Raw genomic sequence first — 19,259 nt, 5'->3', positions numbered from 1 at the left:
TATGATTGTTACCAGTCTTAAGGCATGGGCAGCACAGGAATCAGCCTACCATCCGGTGATTCGTCAGGCGCTGGCTTTTCTTGTGCAGAATGATTTTCAGAATTTCGCACCGGGCAGAATCGACCTGATCCCCGGCAAGTTGTTCTGCCTGTTGCAGGAGATGGACAGCGTACCTTTTGAAGAGGCGCGCCCGGAATCACACCGCCAGTTTATCGATATCCAGTATCTGATTTCAGGCCATGAGCGAATGGGCGTTAGCCGTGTGGAAAGCGGCTTACATACCATCGTTGATGACCGTACACCGCAGCAGGACATCATGTTTTGGCAGGTGGCTGAAGAAGAGACTCAGGTGGTATTAACAGCGGGAATGTTCGCTATTTTTTTTCCACAAGATATCCATCGTCCGTGCTGCCATCCGCAGAATGGTAATGGTGGGGTAAATCATCTACGTAAGGCGGTCATGAAAATCGATCGTGCATTACTGGAGGAGAGGGTATGAGCTCAGTAAATCCAATTACCGCCACGGCCATTGCGCCGCCGAAGCTCTCCCGTCTCCGCTGGGGGATTATTTTAATTCTTCTGCTGGCTGCTGTGGTGAACTACCTTGACCGCGCCAACCTGAGTATCGCTAATACTACCATTTCGAAGGAGTTTGGCTTTTCTGGTACCGAAATGGGCTTGTTGCTATCCGCGTTCCTTTGGCCTTACGCGTTGGCGAATCTGCCAGCCGGCTGGCTGGTCGACCGTTTTGGTCCGAAAAAGATGTTCACTGGAGCGCTGATGCTATGGTCTGCTGTGACCTTCCTGATGGGGTTTGTGAACACCTATAGCTTTTTCTATGGTCTGCGGGTGCTGCTGGGGGTTGCTGAGTCGCCGTTCTTTACCTCAGGTATCAAGATCACCCAAAGCTGGTTTTCGGATAAAGAGCGTGGCTTGCCGACATCGATCATCAATACCGGATCGCAAATTGCTAACGCCATTGCGCCGCCACTACTGACCATTCTGTTACTGTGGGTTGGCTGGCGGGGGATGTTTATTGCTGTGGGGCTGCTGGGGATTCCATTGATCCTGTCATGGCTGAAGTTTTATCGCGATCCGGATGCGCGCGAAGCGATGCTAATCCATACCGGTAAGGTTGAGATGGCTACGGCGGGTAAACCACAAGTAAGCTGGGGTGAGTTGTTTCGTAACAAAACCACCTGGTTCATGATCACCGGTAACTTCTGCATCATGTTTACTATCTGGGTTTATCTGACGTGGCTACCGGGATATCTGGAAACATCACTGGGTTTTAGCCTCAAGCAGACCGGTTTTATCGCTTCAATTCCGTTCTTTGCGGGTATTCTTGGTGTACTGTGCGGTGGAATGCTGTCTGATCGCCTGGTGCGCAGAGGCGTTAATGCGGTAACCGCGCGGAAGGTACCTATCGTGTTGGGTGCGGCAATGGCGGCCTGTTTTGTGATGCCAATTCCTTTTGTCAGCAACAGCGGTACCGCGATTACGCTATTGACGCTGGGTTATTTCTGTTCGCAAATGCCGTCTGGAGTTATCTGGGCACTGGCAGCGGATATGGCACCAAAAGAGCAGGTTGCTTCGTTGGGGGCGATCCAAAACTTTGGCGGTTTCCTCGGGGCTGCGCTGGCACCAGTAATCACCGGGATTATCCTTGATGCGACCGGGCAGTTCACCAACGTCTTCATTCTCGGTGGCTGTCTGCTGTTTCTTGGTGCTTGTCTGTATGGTTTTTTTGTACGCAAATAAGAATAGAGCTAATTAAAATAGCAAGTTATACCCGGTATGACTTACCGGGTATAACGGTTCATTACAACAGATAAAACACTTCTTTTAGCTCTGTGCTGACCGGGCTGTTGTCCGGGTTGGCTGGCATAACGTCGCGCATATGTTTCCACCAACGCTGGCAAACGTCGGTGCTGGCAACGGCATTCCAGCGCTCCTCGGACTCAATCTCCACGGTGGCGAACAGCAGATTACGCTCCTGATCGAGATAAATCGCGTAGTGATGCGCGCCGTGTTGTTTCAGTACTGATTCCAGTTCTGGCCAGATGGGATTGTGCCGACGCTGGTACTCAACGTGCGCGTCGGCATTCACCTGCATCACAAACGCTTTGCGGATCATAACGCCTCCAGATACAGCTCGCGGACTTCATCGCGGCTGGCGATGCGCGGGTTACACGGCGCGCATGGATCGGCCAACGCTTTATCTAACCAGCCTTCAATATCCTCTTTGGTCACGCCAAGCTGGCTGAAACCGGCTGGAATACCTACCCGCTTGCTCAGGGCGCGAATGGCGTTGATGGCTTCCATGCTTGCCGCTTTATCGCTCATGCCGCGGGTATCGACGCCCATCGCCTGCGCCACGCGGGCAAAGCGAGCCTCGGCGTTCGGTCGGTTAAAATTTTCGATTATCGGCAGCAGGATGGCGTTGCAGACGCCGTGCGGCAGGTTGTGGGTTGCGCCCGGCTGGTGCGCCAGCGCATGCACCAGACCAAGACCGGCGCTGTTAAATGCCATACCCGCCAGATACTGACCAAATGCCATTTGCTCACGGGCTTCGAGGTTGTGGCCATCATCGACCGCTTTCGGTAGCCACAGATTAATCAGGCGAATGGCCTCCAGCGCATTGGCGTCAGTGAGTGGGTGCGCGCCGACGGAAACATAGGCTTCCACCGCGTGAGTCAGGGCGTCCATGCCGGTTGCGGCGGTAACGGAAGCCGGGATTTCCAGCATCACGCTGGCATCATCCACGGCGATATCCGGGATGATATTCGGGTCGATGATCACCTCTTTAACCTTGCGAGCAGAGTCGATAATCACCGCATTGCTGGTCATTTCTGCAGCAGTGCCGGCGGTGGTATTGATGGCGACCAGCGGAACGCCGGCATTTTTCACTTTGCCCACGCCGGAGTATGCGGTAGAAGGGCCTGGGTTGGCGGTCAGGATTTTCACCGCTTTAGCGGTATCGATCGGACTGCCGCCGCCGAAGGCGATAATGTAGTCACATTCTGCGCTCTGATACGTCGCAAAACCTTTCTGCACCAGCTCTTCTGTCGGGTTTGGGAACACCTCATCAAACAGGTGGTAAGACATTTGATGTTCATCCAGCGCGCTAAACAGACTATCCAGCAGGCCCAGTTTCACCAATTGACCATCGGTAACAATCAGCGCTTTGCCCCATTGCTTATTCGCCACGAGGTTCACCATATCGGCAATCGCTCCAGCGCCATGCAGGCTAATTTTGGGTAGTGCCAACATAAAGCTCATCACTATTCTCCTTATAATGCTAGTGCGCTTGCCAGCGGAGTCACGCCAAAACGTTTGCCGAGTGCGACCAGTTCTTCACGCGTGATGGTCTGCTTCATACCGCCCATCGAATAGATTTTGACTAAAACCTCAGCGGATTTCTCAGCGGTATCGATCAAACCGAATGCTTCATCGAGGGAGGGGCCGCTGCCGAACACACCATGAAACGGCCACAGAACAAGCGAATGCTTCTGCATTTCCTGCGCGGTCGCCTGGCCGATTTCATCCGTACCCGGCACCATCCACGGCAAAATGCCGACGCCATCCGGGAACACCACCAGGCACTCGGTGCTGCCTTCCCACAGTTTGCGGGTGATCAGCGCGGTGTTGTTTTCCAGCACATAGGTCAGGGCGATCAGGTTGGTGGCGTGGCAGTGCATGATCACGCGATCTTTGCCGTTCGTCGCTTTAATGCGTTCGCAGTGAGAGAGGAAGTGGGCTGGCAATTCGGAGGTTGGCACCGCTTCGTGGGTCAGGCCCCAAAGGATGTGATAGCCCGCACCGTCGCTGTCCACTTTCACTACGCCTAAATTTGCCGCCGGATCGAGCTGAACGTTACGGAAAAATTTACCCGAGCCGGTGACGATAAATGGCGTATTCGCCAGCAATGGCATGGGTTGACTCAGCGCGATATAGCGCGGATTTTCGTGGAAATTGCCGCTAAATGGCGTGATATCTGCTTCATCCAGGCGCAGCGTCAGGTTGCCGCCGTTACGTTCATCCCAGCCTTTCAGCCACGCATCGGATGTGGCTTTGATCATTCCCTGGACAAACCAGGAATGAGTAATGTTCTGCATGTTCGGTGCTCCCATTTATTGCCCGAAGGTTATCGGGTCTTACGTAGGCCGGATAAGCGCATCGCCATCCGGCAATCGTGTTTTATTTATTGCCGGATGGCGACGCGGGGCGTCTTATCCGGCCTACAGATCAGGTGTCGCTATTAGCTACGTTTGCTCAGGATCTCTTTTTCATAGGCGCGAACGCTATCCAGCCACTGGCTGCCCGCTGGTGTGTCGTGGCGCTGACAATACATTTCCCAGACGGCCTGCCACGGCAGTGATTTTTGTTCTTCCAGCAGGGCCAGACGTGCGGTGTAGTCGCCGCTGGTTTCGAGCTGACGCAGTTGCTCGGTTGGTTCTAACAGCGCGCGCAGCAGGGCTTTTTTCATATTGCGGGTGCCGATAACCCATGCCGCGATGCGGTTAATGGAAGCGTCGAAGAAGTCGAGACCGATGTGTACGCGATCAAACAGGTTGTGACGGACGATTTCGCTGGCAATCGCCTGAGTTTCATCATCCAGCAGCACCACGTGATCGCTGTCCCAGCGCACCGGACGACTGACGTGCAGCAGCAGGCGCGGTACAAACAGCATGGCGGCGGAGATTTTGTCGGAAATCACTTCAGTCGGATGGAAGTGTCCCGCATCCAGGCACAGCGCGGTCTGGCGGCTGGTGGCGTAGCCCATATAGAACTCGTTGGAGCCGACGGTGTAGCTTTCGGCGCCGATGCCAAACAGCTTGCTCTCAACGGCGTCAATATGGTGCGCCGGGTTGAGTTTCTCGCTGATCACTTCGTCCAGTGCTTCCAGCAGGCGCTGGCGCGGCGCTAAACGGTCAACGGTGATATCTTTCATACCGTCCGGGATCCAGATGTTCATTACCGACGGCGTACCCAACTGTTCGCCAAAATACGCCGAGACGCGACGGCTGGCTTTGCAGTGGTCAATCCAGAACTGGCGAATGTGGTCATCGGCATGGGCCAGCGTGAAGCCGTCGGCACTCAGCGGATGAGAAAAGCAGGACGGGTTGAAATCCAGCCCTAACTGGTTTGCTTTCGCCCACTCAACCCAGTTTTTGAAGTGTTCCGGTTTGATTTGGTCGCGGGCAACCGGCGTATCGGATTCCAGATAGATCGCATGCAGATTCAGGCGTTTTGGACCCGGTATCAGGCTCAGCGCCTGCTCCAGATCGGCACGCAGTTCGGTCGCGTTGCGCGCTTTGCCCGGATAATTGCCGGTAGCCTGAATTCCGCCTGTGAGCGAGCCTTCCGGGTTTTCGAAACCGGCGACGTCATCGCCTTGCCAGCAGTGCATGGAGACCGGCAGACGATCGAGCTGGCGTAGGGCCGCCTCGACATCAATGCCTACTGCGGCGAAACGCAGTTTTGCCAGTTCCCAGGCTTGTTCAAGTTGAGTGGTCATGCGCAAAGCTCCTTTGTCTGTCGTAGTGATTGAAACTGCGCCTGGTAGCGGGCAATTTCACTTTCCGGATTGGGAATGAAGGTGGTCAGGTCGTAGTTGGCGCGCACTACCTGACGGAAATCATCGACGTTGTTAAGCTCGTCCAGCGTCATCAACTGGATGCCGATGTTGCCGAGCGTGGAGGCCTCAATCGGCCCGGACATAACGCGAATACCGCAGGCATCCGCGCACAGCTGATTCAGTAACGCGTTCTGGCAACCGCCACCAACAATGTGCAATTGGCTAAACGCTGCACCACGCAGGTCCGCCAGCTCTTGCAGAATGTCGGCATACAGCAGCGCCAGGCTGTCGAAGATACAGCGCGCCAGTTCGGCGTTTTGCAGAGGAACAGGTTGGCCCGATTCACGACAGGCCGCCTGAATTTCCGCACTCATATCGTCGGGGTTGATAAAGCGATCGTCGTTCGGGTTTATCAGGAACTGGCAAGCCGGCAGCGCTTGCGTTTCGGCGATAAGCGTTGGCAGGTCGTCGATCTGACGCTCTTTTAATACGCGCTGGAGCAGCCACAGCCCCATAATATTTTTCAGTACCCGGTAGCGCCCTTCCGCGCCGCCTTCGTTGGTAATATTCGCCGTCAACGCCGCATCGTTGGTATACGGCGTTCTGCTCTCAAACCCCATCAGCGACCAGGTGCCGGAAGAGAGATACGCGCTGTTTTTATCGGCGAGCGGCGAAGCAATGACCGCGCTGGCCGTGTCGTGACTGGCAACCGCCACGACCGGAATTTGATTTTTCTGCGGGCAAATCCAGTGGCCAATGACGTTCCCCGGATGCGTCGGGCGACCAAACCAGGCTTTGTCTGCCCCGGTCCACGCCAGCAGCGTGTCATCCCAGTCGTCGGTATTGATATTGACTAACTGGGTGGTGGTGGCATTGGTGTATTCCCAGTTCATTTCACCGGTCAGGCGAAAACTGAAGTAGTCGGGGATCAGCAGGGCATGCGCCACCTGCGGGAGCAATTCTGGTTGCTGTTCAACCAGCGCGCGCAACTGATACAGGGTGTTAAAGGGGAGAAATTGAATACCGCTACGCCGGTAAATCTCGTTTTTACCCGGTTGCACCATCGCCTGCGACATAATGCCTGTCGTGCGATTATCACGGTAAGAGATCGGCAGACCGACGCGCTGACCGGCGTTATCGACCAGCACGTAATCCACACCCCAGGTATCAATGCCGATGCTGTCTATCAGAATGCCTTCATCGCAGACTTTCTTCAGACCCAGACGAATGTCGTTTTCCAGGCTGTCGATGTCCCAGGTGTCAAAACCGTCCGTTTTTTGTAGACAGTTAACGAAGCGGTGGATTTCACGCAGCGTCAGGGTGCGGTGTTCACTGTCGTAACGCGCCAGCATTACGCGCCCGCTGGATGCGCCGAGATCGACAGCGACACAATGGCGAAAAGTCATAGCGAGGTCCTTCTGAGTTTTATTGCACTCAGTCTAAGAACCCCCGATAAGACGTACCTTCTTAACAGTGACAGGCACAATTAGCGGCTGGCAACATGGCAAAGGTGAACGTGATGATGTTCACAGTTTCTACTCATGGGGCGGATTCGGGCAGATGTGACGCCTTCCGCAATTCCCGATCTTTCCCACCGTATCTTGAAGAATTGACCATGTTTACGCACTTTGGCGTCAAAAATTTAAGGTGAGGGTAGTAACCCTTAATTACTATTCAGCCATATTCGCTAAACAGGGGGAGCCGTCATGACTGTACTGCATTGCGTAGACTTTTTTCCGACAGGTAAAGCGCCAGTGGCTATTGAACCGCGGCTTCCTCAACCCGCGTTTCCTGAACATCATCATGATTTTCATGAAATTGTGGTGGTCGAGCATGGTACGGGGATCCACGTGTTCAACGGGCAACCGTATGCCATCAGCGGTGGTACGGTGTGTTTCGTCCGCGATCATGACCGGCATTTATATGAACATACTGACAATTTGTGTCTGACCAATGTCCTGTATCGCTCCCCGGATGCGTTTCAATTTTTAGCCGGGCTGAATCAGCTTTTACCTCAGGAACAGAATGGGCAGTATCCATCCCATTGGCGGGTAAACCAGGGGGTATTACAGCAGGTCCGACAGTTGGTGGGGCAAATGGAAGCGCTCGGTGAAGGAATGGATACGCCGACGGCGGCAAATCGTGAAATTCTGTTTATGCAGCTACTGGTCGTGTTGCGTAAAAGCAGCCTGATGGCAGCGGCAACCGATAACGACGCGCGGCTTAACCTTCTGATGGCGTGGCTGGAAGATAACTTTGCTGACGAGGTGTGTTGGGAGGCGCTGGCCGAAAAGTTTTCGCTCTCTTTGCGTACACTGCACCGCCAGCTTAAACAACAAACGGGATTGACGCCCCAGCGCTACCTTAACCGCCTGAGGCTTATTAAAGCGAGACATCTGCTTCGTCATAGTGAGGACAGCGTGACGGATATCGCGTATCTCTGCGGTTTCGGCGACAGTAATCACTTTTCGACGCTTTTTCGCCGGGAGTTTAATTGGTCGCCACGCGATATTCGTCAGGGGCGCGATCTCATTGCGGGAAGCAGCCTGCAGTAACGCGAAAGCTATCAACGTTTTTTACCGCCGAATCTCAGATAATCATGTTCCTTAACGCCGGATGGCAGGGAATATTGTGATGGCGAATCAGCTAATCCTTCTGACATCAGACTTTTTCGCGCATGAACAGCAGGCTGTCGCCGTGGCTGACCGTTATCCGCAGGATGTCTTTGCGGAACATACCCATGAATTTTGCGAGCTGGTCCTGGTCTGGCGCGGCAATGGTCTGCATGTTCTTAACGATCGTCCGTACCGGATAACCCGTGGCGATCTGTTTTACATTCGCGCTGAAGACAAACATTCCTACACTTCCGTAAATGACCTAGTTTTGCAAAATATCATCTACTGCCCGGAGCGGTTAACGCTGAATGTTGACTGGGAAGGGGCGATCCCCGGATTTAACGGTACGCCACGGCAGCCGCACTGGCGACTCGGCAGCGTTGGCATGACTCAGGCCAGGCAGGTGATAAGCCAGCTTGAGCATGAAAGCAATCAACGCGATGCGCAGGCTTTTAACATGGCGGAACTGCTGTTCGGGCAACTGGTGACCCTCCTTAAACGCCATCGTTATGCGACAGATACGCTCCCGGCAACGTCGAGTGAAACGCTGTTGGATAAACTCATTACCGCATTAGCCGGGAGTCATGAGCATGCTTTCGAACTGGATAAATTTTGCGAGCGCGAACAGTGCAGCGAACGCGTTTTGCGCCAGCAGTTTCGCAGCCAGACCGGGATGACCATCAACCAGTATCTCCGCCAGGTGCGGGTTTGCCATGCTCAGTATCTGCTCAAGCACAGCCGGTTAATGATTAGTGAGATTTCCATGCGCTGTGGCTTTGAGGACAGTAACTACTTTTCGGTGGTGTTTACGCGGGAAACCGGGATGACGCCGAGCCAGTGGCGTCATCTCAGTACCCAGCATGCTTAGCTGGCCATTCCCAGACCAACAATGTTTGCCGCGACAATAATTACCACGCAGCCAAGACTCAGTACGCTGACCGGACGTCGACCCGCGTTTTTCCACTCTTTCAATACCAGACCAACAATCCCGCCGCACAGGACATAGAAACTCATGTGCAGCATCCAGCTTACATAGTCATACTGTGCCGGAATACGCGCGTGGCCCCAGGCGTAGAAGAAAAATTGCAGATACCACATTAAGCCACCGAGCGCGGAGAGTAGCACGTTGCTGATGATCAGCGGTTTTGCCAGCGAGAAGTCGGCTTTTATCGACAAGTTCCTCACTTTTGCCAGACGAATAAAGCAAAAACCCAGGTTGACAAGCGCACCACCGCCCATGATAACCACATAGCTGGGCAGAGCGACATACAGCGGGTCCACACCCAATGCGGCGGCGGCATCGTGCATCGGTTTCGCGGCGTTCATCGCAAATGACATCCCCGCGGAGAAAATGCCGCACATGACCGCCAGAACCAACCCTTTTTTCAGGTTGAACTCTTCGGCTTTGATGCCCATTTTGCGTTCTTTTAATTGACCCGCACGGGTAACAATGCCCACGCCAATCAGTGCGACCAACACGCCAAGCAGCGTCATGCGTCCGCCGGAGGTGTTGATCAGCACATCAAAGTTGCCGTTGATAATCGGGGTCATCAGCGTGCCGACAATCAGCGTAATACCTATCGCAATGCCGATACCCATCGACATACCGAGATAGCGCATGGTCAGGCCATAGTTAATGTTGCCAATCCCCCACATCGCCCCGAAAAGAAATACCGGGGCCAGTGTGGAAAGGCTGAAGGAGCTGAAGTAGGCCCAGAAATTGGGAAGTAACATAGCGCTGATAGTCCACGGAAGGATAAGCCAGGAGACGATCCCGCCTACCGACCACATCGTTTCCCATGACCAATGTTTGACCTGCTTGAACGGGGCATAGAAACAAGCTGCACTGGCTGCGCCTATCAAATGCCAAAAGATACCCATCGTAATCGCGTTACTCATGACTTAATCCTCGTTATTTTTTATCGTCGGTAATGACCCCTCCGACCTGACGAGTTTAAAAATTACGCAGGGTATTAACCTTTTAACGCTTGCCGCCATTTTGCGCATGTTGGCAATCATCACGTTAAGTGGGTGATTCGGTTCACATCTTTTACAATAAACTGATCGATTAAAACCTTGTAAAAAGTACGGCATTGATAATCATTTTCAATATCATTTAATTAACTATAATGACCCAACTGCTTACGCGGCGTTAACACTGGCCGCCCGACAACACTGGAGATGATTATGAGTTATACACTGCCATCCCTGCCGTACGCTTATGATGCCCTTGAACCGCACTTCGATAAGCAGACGATGGAAATTCACCATACCAAACACCACCAGACTTACGTAAACAACGCAAACGCTGCGCTGGAAAGTCTGCCTGAATTCGCCAGCCTGTCGGCTGAAGAGCTGATCACCAAACTGGATCAACTGCCAGCGGACAAGAAAACCGTACTGCGTAACAACGCCGGCGGCCACGCTAACCACAGCCTGTTCTGGAAAGGCCTGAAAACCGGCACTACGCTGCAGGGCGACCTGAAAGCGGCTATCGAACGTGACTTCGGCTCTGTTGACAACTTCAAAGCTGAATTTGAAAAAGCAGCGGCCACCCGTTTCGGCTCCGGCTGGGCGTGGCTGGTTCTGCAAGGTGACAAACTGGCTGTTGTTTCCACCGCTAACCAGGATTCCCCGCTGATGGGTGAAGCAATTTCTGGCGCTTCTGGCTTCCCTATCGTCGGTCTGGACGTTTGGGAACACGCTTACTACCTGAAATTCCAGAACCGTCGTCCGGACTACATTAAAGAGTTCTGGAACGTGGTTAACTGGGACGAAGCAGCAGCGCGTTTCGCCGCTAAAAAATAAGTTCTACGCTTAAATAATGCCCCTGCAAGCGCTGCTTGTGGGGGCTTTTTTGTGATCAAAATCAACGTGGGAACGATGATCCATTTAAATTGAAACAATGTTTTATTGTGCGGGTGGGATCACTTTTATAATTCCTCTGAATGTCTATCTTCTGTTCATCAAGACGGGCGCATCTCAAAAGCAAGATGCAATCGCCCATAAAAATTGCCCCATTTTTATGTCTACAGGTGATGGAAATGCAGATCAAACGAACGATAGAGAGAATCCCTGGCGGGATGATGCTGGTGCCGCTTTTCCTCGGCGCGTTATGTCACACCTTTTCACCCGGCGCCGGGAAATATTTCGGCTCATTTACCAACGGTATGATCACCGGTACGGTGCCTATTCTGGCGGTCTGGTTTTTTTGTATGGGCGCGTCGATTAAGCTAAGTGCAACGGGCACCGTGCTGCGTAAATCCGGCACGCTGGTCATCACCAAAATTTTGGTGGCGTGGGTGGTGGCGGCAATTGCCTCACGCATCCTGCCGGAACACGGTGTGGAAGTCGGGTTCTTCGCCGGGTTGTCCACGTTGGCGCTGGTGGCCGCCATGGATATGACCAACGGTGGGCTGTACGCCTCGATTATGCAGCAGTATGGCACCAAAGAAGAGGCCGGGGCATTTGTCCTGATGTCTCTGGAATCAGGCCCGCTGATGACCATGGTTATTCTGGGAACCGCCGGGATTGCTTCGTTTGAACCGCACGTGTTTGTGGGGGCTGTATTACCATTCCTGATTGGCTTTGCGCTGGGTAATCTGGACCCTGAACTGCGGGAGTTCTTCAGCAAAGCGGTGCAGACGCTGATCCCGTTCTTCGCCTTCGCGCTGGGTAACACCATTGATTTGAGCGTGATTGCGCAGACCGGCGTGCTGGGGATTCTGCTGGGCGTGGCGGTGATTATCATCACCGGGATCCCATTGATTATCGCCGATAAACTGATTGGCGGCGGCGATGGAACGGCGGGGATTGCCGCTTCCAGTTCAGCGGGTGCGGCGGTTGCCACGCCGGTACTGATTGCTGAAATGGTTCCGGCATTTAAACCGATGGCGCCAGCGGCAACCTCTCTGGTGGCGACCTCGGTGATTGTGACCTCCATTCTGGTACCGATTATCACATCCATCTGGTCGAAAAAGGTCAAAGCCAGGGCGGCGGAAATTGATCTTCGTGGTACCGTGAAGTAAGCCTCTTTTGCCGGATGGTCTGCGCCATCCGGCTTAGTCAGTTAACCTTTGACGACGAACACCTCATCAATAGTCCGACATTCCCCCTCATTCAACTCTCCGCCAGCATTACGTGACACGCCGGTGCAGTAGCCAAACTTACGCGATACCACGGTTTTGATGGTGGTGACAAAATCTTCGCCAATGGCGTAGATGGACATATAGGTGCCAATCTGGTCCTGAATATCGCGAAGCGTCGCCAGGTCGCCCTGCTTAAACGCCTCCCGCGCGCTGACAAACAGTTCCGGCATAACGTTGTTCAACCCTGAAATAATCCCCGCCCCGCCTGCCAGCAGGTTAGGAATGTAGTATTCGTCATAACCGGACAGTACGGCAAAATCTTCCCGCACGGCGCGCGTTGTCTGAATCATACTGCGGGTATGTGACTGACAGTCGACGGTATCTTTGATGCCGGCGAAATTTGGGAACTCGGCAGCGAGAGTGGCAACCAGCTCCGGCGTTAAATCACAGCCGGTACGCGCCGGGAAATTATAGGCAAACCATTTACCGCTGAGTTTCTGTCCCAACTGGCGGAAGTAGCTCAGCAGCTGTTTCGCCGTTTGTCCGTAGTAGTAAGGCGGCAGGATCATCACGGCATCATAACCTGCGCGATATGCTTCCTGCGCCATCAACAGAACATCATTCTGGCAGGTGGATGAGACGTTGGCGACCATCTTCAGCGAGCTCATGGCCCGGGCTTCACGGATCAGCAGCAGACGTTCTTCGAGCGTAAAGGAAGCAAACTCCCCGATGCTGCCCATCAGCAAAATCACGTCGATTTTGGCCTCGGTTAAACGTTTGAGATGCTGGCTCAGACCGTTGAGATCGATCTTGCCGTCATTATCCATTGGCGTAATGGAAGGGCACCAGACGCCAGCAAATTGCGATTGACCAGTCACGTAGTCGACTCCTTATTTGAAATGATGTTTCAAAACCAGCTTACATTGATAGCATGTGTCCCTAAGCTTCATGTGAACCGTGCTCTCATTTTGAGCGACTGGGATAAAATAAATATGGTGTAATGGGGGAAATTTATCGGGAGAGGGAACAGATGCGATATCCGGTCGATGTTTTTACAGGCAAGATTCGGGACTACACGGGAAGCCGTCCCAGCGCGATTGCTAAAGTTCAGGTCGATGGTGAGCTGATGCTGACCGAACTGGGCCTGACGGGGGATGAACAGGCGGAAACGAAAATTCACGGCGGGCCGGATCGCGCGCTGTGCCACTATCCGCGTGAACACTATCAGCACTGGAGACAAGAGTTTCCGGAGCAGGCGGAGTTGTTTGTCGCGCCCGCTTTCGGCGAAAACCTCTCCACTGAGGGGCTGACGGAAGAGAATGTGTATATTGGCGACATTTTCCAGTGGGGAGACGCGCTGATTCAGGTCACACAGCCGCGCTCGCCGTGCTTTAAGCTGAATTTCCATTTTGGCATTAGCGATATGGCCAGCCAGATGCAGAATGCGGGCAAGACGGGCTGGCTATGCAGCGTCATCGCTCCCGGTCAGGTTTCGGCGGACGCGCCGTTGATCCTGGCGTCACGCGTCAGCGACGTCAGCGTGCGCGAGGCGATTGCCATTGCCTGGCATATGCCGTTTGATGACTCGCAGTATCACCGTTTACTGTCGGCTGCCGGGTTATCGAAGAGCTGGACCAGAACGATGCAAAAGCGCCGTTTAAGCGGCAAGATCGAAGATAATGCCAGAAGACTATGGGGCGGCAATCCCCCTCAGGAACGAAAGGAAGTGTAATGACTGAATCTGAAAATGCGGTGGCGATCGTTAAAGAATTTTTGATTGCTTCTATGATCCCAGACGCTGAACGCGCTGCGACGTTTATGCACCCAGCGGTAAAAATTACCTTTACCGGGCGGCGTGAAATGGCGGGTGCCGCAGATATTGTTCTCTTTAACGGCGAACGCTATAAGCGGGTAAAAAAATTGTTGGGCGAATTCGATGCGGTAATGCGCGAAGACTGTGTGGTCGTTTATTCTAACGGCACGCTGTATGGCGAGTGGCCGGATGGACGTGCATTTGCGGGTAATCGTTATATCGATCGTTTTGAAGTCCGAGGCGGTAAAATTACCCATATGGATGTTTGGAACGACAGCGCTGAGTGGATCCTCGCACCGGAAATTTCCCGTCAGGCATAAAGCCCACAGTTCGCTTGTGTAAGATAATTAAAAAATTGGCCTACATAACGTAGGCCGATAGCTGTTAAGCACGTTTGTACAGCGGTAACCAAATCACCAGCCGTAAACCACCCAGCGGGCTGTCTTCGGCCTTCACCCAGCCACGATGCTGCTGGATCGCGGTTTCCACAATCGCCAGACCCAGCCCCGTTCCGCCAGACTCGCGATCGCGCGCCTCATCGGTACGATAGAACGGACGGAAAATCTGCTCCCGGTCTTCAGGGCTAACGCCCGGGCCATCGTCGTCCACGGTGATGGTGATCCCGTCTTTATCCACCGCGAAGCCCACTTCAATCTGCGTGTGTGAATAGCGCAGGGCGTTGCGCACAATGTTTTCCAGTGCGCTTTCCAGCGCATTTGGGTTACCGTACAGCGGCCACGGACCTGGCGGGAAATTCACCGTGAGCGATTTACCCATCTGCTCGGCTTCAAAGGCGGCGTTATCCAGCACTTCGCCCCATAGCTGATTGGCTTTCACCGTTTCACTGACCAGCGCGTTTTTCTGCTGATTACGTGACATCACCAGCAGGTCGTTGATCATGCTGTCCAGCCGGTGCGCTTCTGTTTCAATGCGCTCCAGCTCCTTGCTCTCGCCATTACGACGACGCAGCAGGGCAGTGCCCAGTTGCAGACGCGTCAACGGCGTTCTCAACTCGTGAGAGATGTCCGACAGCAGGCGTTGCTGCGTGGTCATCATCCGCTCCAGCGCCGTCACCATTTGGTTAAAGCTGGCGCCCGCCGCCAGAAACTCCTGCGGACCGGCTTCCAGTTCCGGATGCTGGCGCAGGTTGCCCTGGGCCACTTCATCTGCCGCGTTTTTCAACTTACGCGCCGGTTTCGCCAGACTCCAGGCAAGCCAGAGCAATAACGGAGAGCTGACTAACATGGTGACGATCAGCAACAACAGCGGTCGGTCGAACAGCAGGTTGATAAAGTCAGATTGCGAGCTGCTGGCAGGTCGAATGAGATACAACTGGTAGTTATCTTCACCGTCTCTGACGGAAAAAGGCCCGACCATCTCAACGCGACCGTATTTTTTCTTTTGCGGATGGTCGGCGTTATCGGCCTGACCAATAAAGTTACGAATGATCTGCATTTCGTTGCGTTCTGCGCCGATCACGCGTCCTTCCGTGGTAACAAGTAATAACCGCTGCCCTGGCGGCGCCCACTTGTCTATCGCCCGAAACAAGCGACGCCACCACATCAAATCGTTGGGTGGATCGTTCGCCAGTTCAGCTTCAACGTGTTGCTCAATCATCAACCCCTGGCGCTGCTCGCTGTCCAGTAGCTCGGTCATTTGACGTGAGTCGAGCTTGGGTAGCATCAGTACCAACATCAACACCAGTGCCAGCGTCAACCAGAAGATGGCAAAGATGCGTGCGGTTAAACTCCCTATCATGAAGCGGAGACCATCAGGTAGCCGCGACCACGCAGCGTTTTAAACCACGGATGCCCATCTTTACGCTCTGGCAGCTTACGACGCAGGTTCGAGATATGCATGTCGATCGCGCGATCGAAAGGCGTCAGGCGTTTGCCCAGCACTTCCTGGCTCAGATGTTCACGCGAAACCACCTGGCCGAGATGCTGCGCCAGCAAATAGAGCAGGGTGAATTCGGTGCCGGTTAGCTCCAGAGTTTGCCCGTCGAAGCTGGCTTCCTGGCGACCAGGGTTGAGGCTTAACGCATCCACTTCCAGAGTCGGCGAACCGTTGTCGCTGCTCTGCTGCTGTTCGCTCCAGTGCGAGCGACGCAGAATAGCGCGGATGCGCGCGACCAGTTCGCGGTCGTTAAACGGTTTCGGTAAATAGTCGTCCGCGCCCAGTTCAAGGCCGAGAACGCGATCCAATTCGCTGCCGCGAGCGGTCAGCATGATTACGGGGGTCTGGTGTGTCTGGCGAAGCGCTTTCAGTGTATCGATGCCGTTTTTCTTCGGCATCATGACGTCGAGCAAAAGTAAATCGATGCTGTCATCCAGAAGCTCGAGCGCCTGTTCCCCATCATGGGCAACCAGCACATCGAAACCTTCCATTTCGAGCAACTCCTTTAACAGGGAAGTCAGCTCTCGGTCATCATCAACTAACAGGATTTTATTCATTGTTTACGTACCTCCGAGGCAGAAATTACGTCATCAGGCGTCGCTAATCTATGACTTTACGTTGTTTTACACCCCCTGACGCATGTTTGCAGCCCGAATCGTAAACTGTCTCTCGTTGAATCGCGACAGAAAAGATTTTGGGAGCAAGTGATGGGCAAAGTTACCGCTGCCGTCATGGCCTCAACGCTGGCATTCAGTACCTTAAGCCATGCAGCTGAAGTCGTCACAGGCGATCACTGGCACCTGGGTGAAGGCTCCGCGCAACGCAGCGTACAGAGCCACATGTTTGACGGTATCAGTTTAACCGAACATCAACGTCAACAGATGCGAGATTTAATGCAGCAGGCAAGACACGAACAGCCTCCTGTTAATGTTAGCGAAATGGAGACAATGCATCGCCTTGTCACCGCAGAGAAATTTGATGAAAGCGCTGTGCGCGCTCAGGCAGAAAGAATGGCGCAAGAACAGGTTGCCCGCCAGGTTGAAATAGCCAGGATTCGCAACCAGATGTATCGCCTGTTAACGCCCGAGCAGCAAGCGGTTTTAAATGAGAAACATGAACAACGAATGGAGCAACTGCGCGACGTCGCGCACTGGCAAAAAAGCTCATCGTTGAATTTATTGAGTAGTAGCAACTCACGTTCCCAGTAGTAACCCTGTTTTCCTTGCCATAGACACCATCCCTGTCTTCCCCCACATGATGTGGGGGTTTTTTTTATCAATAACTTACGTATAACCACAAGTAAAAACAGCCACTTATAAAAGGCTGGAGCCAGCCTGGGCCGTTTTGAATTTCCCAGAGTGTGGACGGAATGTGGACACTCTGGGTCACTCTTATCTCAAAGCGATACGCCACCTGCAAGCGGATTTAGTGAGACAGCATTTTGCAGATAGTCTGGCGAAAGATGCGCATAAACCATCGTTTGCTGAATGCTGGCATGTCCTAAAATCTGCTGTAACGCGATAATGTTTCCTCCGTTCATCATGAAATGACTTGCGAAGGTATGACGCAGAATATGTGTTGCCTGGTTCGGCGGAATGTCAGCTTTTACCGCCTTAAGCGTCAGACAAAATTTTTCATAGTCCACTTTAAACAGTTTCGCACTTGCCTCCTTTTTGATCAGCTTTTCCAGTTCCGCAGAAATTGGAACTGTGCGCTTTTTCCCGTTTTTGGTCTTCAGGAAAGTCACGCGGCAATTGACTATCTGAGAAGGCTTTAACGTTGCCAACTCAGACCATCGCGCGCCGGTACTGACGCCAAGAAGGGCAATCAATCTTGCATCGCCGGTTAAGGCATTTAGTAAGCTTCTGATCTCTTCCTTTTCCAGAAATGTCATTTCTGGGTTTTCTTCTGCCAGTGGTGGGAGTCCATGCACTGGATGTGCGCCGGAAAACTCTTCCAACTGAATCAACTTGGTGAACATGCCTGAAAAACGGTACATATCACGGTTAATTGTTGATGCCTTGATACCGTCACGAAGTCGCACAGAACGGTAGTCCATCAGTAGCCGTTTGCTCACGCGGCTAACGGGTATGTCACCGATGCCGCCGATCGTCTTCGTGAGGTGGTTAAATTCCTTCTCACCGTGTTCATGGTTTTGACCGTGATACTTCCACCAGGCATCCAGTAATTCAGATAGAGATCTGCGATCTGTTCTCTGGCCCGCCCATTCCTTCTGGTTAGCGTTCGCTAATGTGTAGCGCTCAAAGGCAACAGCTTCAGCCTTTCTCTCAAATTTCCGGCGGATGCGACGTCCTTCACGCCCGCGCGGTCTGATATCCACTTCATAACGCCCATCATCGAGTCTTTTGATAGTCATAAGACCCTCCGAATAGAGCTTTCAAATTTGCCCGGATTAGTAGTAACAGTCCGAGGTTTCTTACTTACTTCTTTGTAACGCCTGAAATTATATTTCCTTACAAGTAAACAACTTATGTAATAAATATAGTCCCGGTTAATCGTTAGCCAGTTTTGCGGCCTGATGGTGACGAGGTTGTTTCGTCTTGCCCAGAGTGTGCGACGGCCGGGGAAATCTGCCCGGCTTCTGGTGCTGTCTTATCGGTCATTAACCACAGGGTGTATTTTTCAAAATGCGCCGTGTTAGTTACCTGCATGATCACTTGTATGCCTGGCTCTTGATGCCCTCCTTCGTAATTCTTCAGCGTTCCTAACGCTATCCCGCTGATTTCACAGAATTTAGACTGTGTTAGCCCTTCTGCCTTCCTGATCGCTCGTAATTTTTGAGCAAGATTCATTTGATTTGGTCCTGACTTAATGACTATACTCACCCGAAAAGGTCATTGACTCAGAACCTTTTTGGGCGTGAGTCCAGCCGCTCAGGAACCCTCCTGAGCCGTTTTAAAGCCGCTGGATCTTACAAGGTTAGCATGTAACCAAATGAGAATGGAGATAGTTTATGGAAGCTGCTGATTACGTTATTCAGTACCCGCTTGATGCGGTACATCCTGATAAGTTCGCGGAATTGTTAGGTAAACCACGCACAGCCGTACAAACCATGATTGAAAAAAATAAGCTGCCGGTTATTGAGTTTCGTGATCCGTCGAAGCCAAAAGCGCGCGCGGGAGAAAAGCTGGTCTTTGTTCCTGAGTTCAATCGCGGGGTACGTGAGGCGTTTTATAACCGCCCTGTAGAACAGCGCGATGCCTGGTTGCTCTGGATGGGCCTCTAATAGCTCAAGCGAAGGGATT

21 protein-coding genes are annotated in these 19,259 nt (G+C 53.0%); 10 read left to right on the top strand and 11 right to left on the bottom strand.

The genetic code is table 11. From position 1 onward, the window contains the following. Position 1 precedes the first annotated feature (1 nt). Both OGV69_RS15225 and OGV69_RS15220 read left to right on the top strand, forming a co-directional pair. A complete protein-coding gene (locus OGV69_RS15225; RefSeq protein WP_069324877.1) occupies positions 2-499 on the top strand; it encodes a NanQ anomerase/TabA/YiaL family protein in 498 nt (165 codons plus the stop codon). Further along, positions 496-1,761: an MFS transporter gene (locus tag OGV69_RS15220; RefSeq protein WP_069324876.1), complete on the top strand. Its 1,266-nt coding sequence runs from the start codon at positions 496-498 to the stop codon at positions 1,759-1,761. Before OGV69_RS15225 ends, OGV69_RS15220 begins: the two co-directional genes overlap by 4 nt. Positions 1,762-1,822: 61 nt before the next feature. On the opposite strand, the gene rhaM is transcribed toward OGV69_RS15220, so the two are convergent. The 5 genes from rhaM to rhaB all read right to left on the bottom strand — a co-directional run bounded on the left by rhaM (position 1,823) and on the right by rhaB (position 6,987). Continuing rightward, positions 1,823-2,137: an L-rhamnose mutarotase gene (gene rhaM / locus OGV69_RS15215; protein WP_069324875.1), complete on the bottom strand. Its 315-nt coding sequence runs from the start codon at positions 2,135-2,137 to the stop codon at positions 1,823-1,825. Beyond that, positions 2,134-3,282 carry a lactaldehyde reductase gene (gene fucO / locus OGV69_RS15210; protein ID WP_038635920.1) on the bottom strand — a complete coding sequence of 383 codons (1,149 nt, stop codon included), beginning with the start codon at positions 3,280-3,282 and terminating at the stop codon, positions 2,134-2,136. The genes rhaM and fucO overlap by 4 nt, the downstream gene beginning before the upstream one ends. Positions 3,283-3,293: 11 nt before the next feature. Continuing rightward, complete coding sequence (gene rhaD, locus OGV69_RS15205; RefSeq protein ID WP_069324874.1) at positions 3,294-4,118, bottom strand: rhamnulose-1-phosphate aldolase; 825 nt, start codon at positions 4,116-4,118, stop codon at positions 3,294-3,296. A 143-nt stretch (positions 4,119-4,261) separates the two neighbouring features. Further along, on the bottom strand, positions 4,262-5,521 hold the full coding sequence (gene rhaA, locus OGV69_RS15200; RefSeq protein ID WP_069324873.1) for an L-rhamnose isomerase: 1,260 nt from the start codon (positions 5,519-5,521) through the stop codon (positions 4,262-4,264). Further along, positions 5,518-6,987 (bottom strand): rhamnulokinase, encoded by a 1,470-nt coding sequence (gene rhaB, locus OGV69_RS15195; RefSeq protein ID WP_069324872.1) that lies wholly within the window; start codon positions 6,985-6,987, stop codon positions 5,518-5,520. The genes rhaA and rhaB overlap by 4 nt, the downstream gene beginning before the upstream one ends. Before the next feature lie 300 nt (positions 6,988-7,287). Between rhaB and rhaS the strand changes: the two genes are divergently transcribed. Further along, positions 7,288-8,136, top strand: coding sequence for an HTH-type transcriptional activator RhaS (gene rhaS / locus OGV69_RS15190; protein ID WP_038635932.1), 849 nt, complete (start codon positions 7,288-7,290; stop codon positions 8,134-8,136). A gap of 79 nt (positions 8,137-8,215) precedes the next feature. Further along, positions 8,216-9,064, top strand: coding sequence for an HTH-type transcriptional activator RhaR (gene rhaR / locus OGV69_RS15185; protein WP_069324871.1), 849 nt, complete (start codon positions 8,216-8,218; stop codon positions 9,062-9,064). Here the strand turns inward: rhaR and rhaT are convergent. Further along, complete coding sequence (gene rhaT / locus OGV69_RS15180; RefSeq protein WP_069324870.1) at positions 9,061-10,095, bottom strand: L-rhamnose/proton symporter RhaT; 1,035 nt, start codon at positions 10,093-10,095, stop codon at positions 9,061-9,063. The two genes, rhaR and rhaT, sit on opposite strands and share 4 nt — an antisense overlap. A gap of 288 nt (positions 10,096-10,383) precedes the next feature. On the opposite strand from rhaT, the gene sodA reads away from it, so the two are divergent. Together sodA and kdgT are read left to right on the top strand one after the other, a co-directional pair. Further along, the gene (gene sodA, locus OGV69_RS15175; protein ID WP_038635943.1) at positions 10,384-11,004 is read left to right on the top strand and encodes a superoxide dismutase [Mn]; all 621 of its coding nucleotides are present in this window, start codon (positions 10,384-10,386) and stop codon (positions 11,002-11,004) included. Positions 11,005-11,240: 236 nt separating this feature from the next. Beyond that, entirely contained in the window at positions 11,241-12,224 is a 984-nt protein-coding gene (kdgT, locus tag OGV69_RS15170; RefSeq protein ID WP_038635946.1) for a 2-keto-3-deoxygluconate transporter, read from the top strand. Between the two features lie 41 nt (positions 12,225-12,265). Here kdgT and OGV69_RS15165 read toward each other — a convergent pair whose 3' ends face one another. After that, the gene (locus OGV69_RS15165; protein ID WP_042313435.1) at positions 12,266-13,162 is read right to left on the bottom strand and encodes a dihydrodipicolinate synthase family protein; all 897 of its coding nucleotides are present in this window, start codon (positions 13,160-13,162) and stop codon (positions 12,266-12,268) included. A gap of 152 nt (positions 13,163-13,314) precedes the next feature. On the opposite strand from OGV69_RS15165, the gene yiiM reads away from it, so the two are divergent. Both yiiM and OGV69_RS15155 read left to right on the top strand, forming a co-directional pair. Continuing rightward, on the top strand, positions 13,315-14,016 hold the full coding sequence (gene yiiM, locus OGV69_RS15160) for a 6-hydroxyaminopurine reductase (RefSeq protein WP_069324869.1): 702 nt from the start codon (positions 13,315-13,317) through the stop codon (positions 14,014-14,016). After that, a complete protein-coding gene (locus OGV69_RS15155) occupies positions 14,016-14,417 on the top strand; it encodes a nuclear transport factor 2 family protein (RefSeq protein WP_069324868.1) in 402 nt (133 codons plus the stop codon). The genes yiiM and OGV69_RS15155 overlap by 1 nt, the downstream gene beginning before the upstream one ends. A 64-nt stretch (positions 14,418-14,481) precedes the next feature. Here the strand turns inward: OGV69_RS15155 and cpxA are convergent, their stop codons facing one another. Beyond that, positions 14,482-15,855, bottom strand: coding sequence for an envelope stress sensor histidine kinase CpxA (gene cpxA / locus OGV69_RS15150; protein WP_038635957.1), 1,374 nt, complete (start codon positions 15,853-15,855; stop codon positions 14,482-14,484). Beyond that, the gene (cpxR, locus tag OGV69_RS15145; protein ID WP_038635960.1) at positions 15,852-16,550 is read right to left on the bottom strand and encodes an envelope stress response regulator transcription factor CpxR; all 699 of its coding nucleotides are present in this window, start codon (positions 16,548-16,550) and stop codon (positions 15,852-15,854) included. Before cpxR ends, cpxA begins: the two co-directional genes overlap by 4 nt. A gap of 150 nt (positions 16,551-16,700) precedes the next feature. On the opposite strand from cpxR, the gene cpxP reads away from it, so the two are divergent. Next, positions 16,701-17,201 (top strand): cell-envelope stress modulator CpxP, encoded by a 501-nt coding sequence (gene cpxP / locus OGV69_RS15140; protein ID WP_069324867.1) that lies wholly within the window; start codon positions 16,701-16,703, stop codon positions 17,199-17,201. A gap of 188 nt (positions 17,202-17,389) precedes the next feature. On the opposite strand, the gene OGV69_RS15135 is transcribed toward cpxP, so the two are convergent. Continuing rightward, a complete protein-coding gene (locus tag OGV69_RS15135; RefSeq protein WP_286469392.1) occupies positions 17,390-18,370 on the bottom strand; it encodes a phage integrase in 981 nt (326 codons plus the stop codon). Positions 18,371-18,512: 142 nt separating this feature from the next. Then, positions 18,513-18,806 carry a helix-turn-helix domain-containing protein gene (locus OGV69_RS15130; protein WP_239043249.1) on the bottom strand — a complete coding sequence of 98 codons (294 nt, stop codon included), beginning with the start codon at positions 18,804-18,806 and terminating at the stop codon, positions 18,513-18,515. 161 nt (positions 18,807-18,967) lie between these two features. Here OGV69_RS15130 and OGV69_RS15125 point away from each other — a divergent pair, with 161 nt between their 5' ends. Then, a complete protein-coding gene (locus OGV69_RS15125; RefSeq protein WP_181540194.1) occupies positions 18,968-19,240 on the top strand; it encodes a Cox family DNA-binding protein in 273 nt (90 codons plus the stop codon). Positions 19,241-19,259 lie beyond the last annotated feature (19 nt).

This window comes from Citrobacter sp. Cc139 (assembly GCF_030334645.1).
Taxonomy (GTDB): Bacteria; Pseudomonadota; Gammaproteobacteria; order Enterobacterales; family Enterobacteriaceae; genus Citrobacter; species Citrobacter werkmanii.
This window is presented reverse-complemented; position numbering and strand designations above follow the sequence as displayed.

What these genes read in the sequence shown, in the direction of transcription:
- sodA (WP_038635943.1), top strand. Translation starts at nt 10,384, where the DNA reads ATGAGTTATACACTGCCATCCCTGCCGTACGCTTATGATGCCCTTGAA.
- cpxA (WP_038635957.1), bottom strand. Translation starts at nt 15,855, where the DNA reads ATGATAGGGAGTTTAACCGCACGCATCTTTGCCATCTTCTGGTTGACG.
- rhaS (WP_038635932.1), top strand. Translation starts at nt 7,288, where the DNA reads ATGACTGTACTGCATTGCGTAGACTTTTTTCCGACAGGTAAAGCGCCA.
- rhaA (WP_069324873.1), bottom strand. Translation starts at nt 5,521, where the DNA reads ATGACCACTCAACTTGAACAAGCCTGGGAACTGGCAAAACTGCGTTTC.
- yiiM (WP_069324869.1), top strand. Translation starts at nt 13,315, where the DNA reads ATGCGATATCCGGTCGATGTTTTTACAGGCAAGATTCGGGACTACACG.
- OGV69_RS15220 (WP_069324876.1), top strand. Translation starts at nt 496, where the DNA reads ATGAGCTCAGTAAATCCAATTACCGCCACGGCCATTGCGCCGCCGAAG.
- kdgT (WP_038635946.1), top strand. Translation starts at nt 11,241, where the DNA reads ATGCAGATCAAACGAACGATAGAGAGAATCCCTGGCGGGATGATGCTG.
- fucO (WP_038635920.1), bottom strand. Translation starts at nt 3,282, where the DNA reads ATGAGCTTTATGTTGGCACTACCCAAAATTAGCCTGCATGGCGCTGGA.
- cpxR (WP_038635960.1), bottom strand. Translation starts at nt 16,550, where the DNA reads ATGAATAAAATCCTGTTAGTTGATGATGACCGAGAGCTGACTTCCCTG.
- OGV69_RS15155 (WP_069324868.1), top strand. Translation starts at nt 14,016, where the DNA reads ATGACTGAATCTGAAAATGCGGTGGCGATCGTTAAAGAATTTTTGATT.
- rhaR (WP_069324871.1), top strand. Translation starts at nt 8,216, where the DNA reads ATGGCGAATCAGCTAATCCTTCTGACATCAGACTTTTTCGCGCATGAA.
- rhaM (WP_069324875.1), bottom strand. Translation starts at nt 2,137, where the DNA reads ATGATCCGCAAAGCGTTTGTGATGCAGGTGAATGCCGACGCGCACGTT.
- rhaB (WP_069324872.1), bottom strand. Translation starts at nt 6,987, where the DNA reads ATGACTTTTCGCCATTGTGTCGCTGTCGATCTCGGCGCATCCAGCGGG.
- rhaT (WP_069324870.1), bottom strand. Translation starts at nt 10,095, where the DNA reads ATGAGTAACGCGATTACGATGGGTATCTTTTGGCATTTGATAGGCGCA.
- OGV69_RS15125 (WP_181540194.1), top strand. Translation starts at nt 18,968, where the DNA reads ATGGAAGCTGCTGATTACGTTATTCAGTACCCGCTTGATGCGGTACAT.
- OGV69_RS15225 (WP_069324877.1), top strand. Translation starts at nt 2, where the DNA reads ATGATTGTTACCAGTCTTAAGGCATGGGCAGCACAGGAATCAGCCTAC.
- cpxP (WP_069324867.1), top strand. Translation starts at nt 16,701, where the DNA reads ATGGGCAAAGTTACCGCTGCCGTCATGGCCTCAACGCTGGCATTCAGT.
- rhaD (WP_069324874.1), bottom strand. Translation starts at nt 4,118, where the DNA reads ATGCAGAACATTACTCATTCCTGGTTTGTCCAGGGAATGATCAAAGCC.
- OGV69_RS15130 (WP_239043249.1), bottom strand. Translation starts at nt 18,806, where the DNA reads ATGAATCTTGCTCAAAAATTACGAGCGATCAGGAAGGCAGAAGGGCTA.
- OGV69_RS15135 (WP_286469392.1), bottom strand. Translation starts at nt 18,370, where the DNA reads ATGACTATCAAAAGACTCGATGATGGGCGTTATGAAGTGGATATCAGA.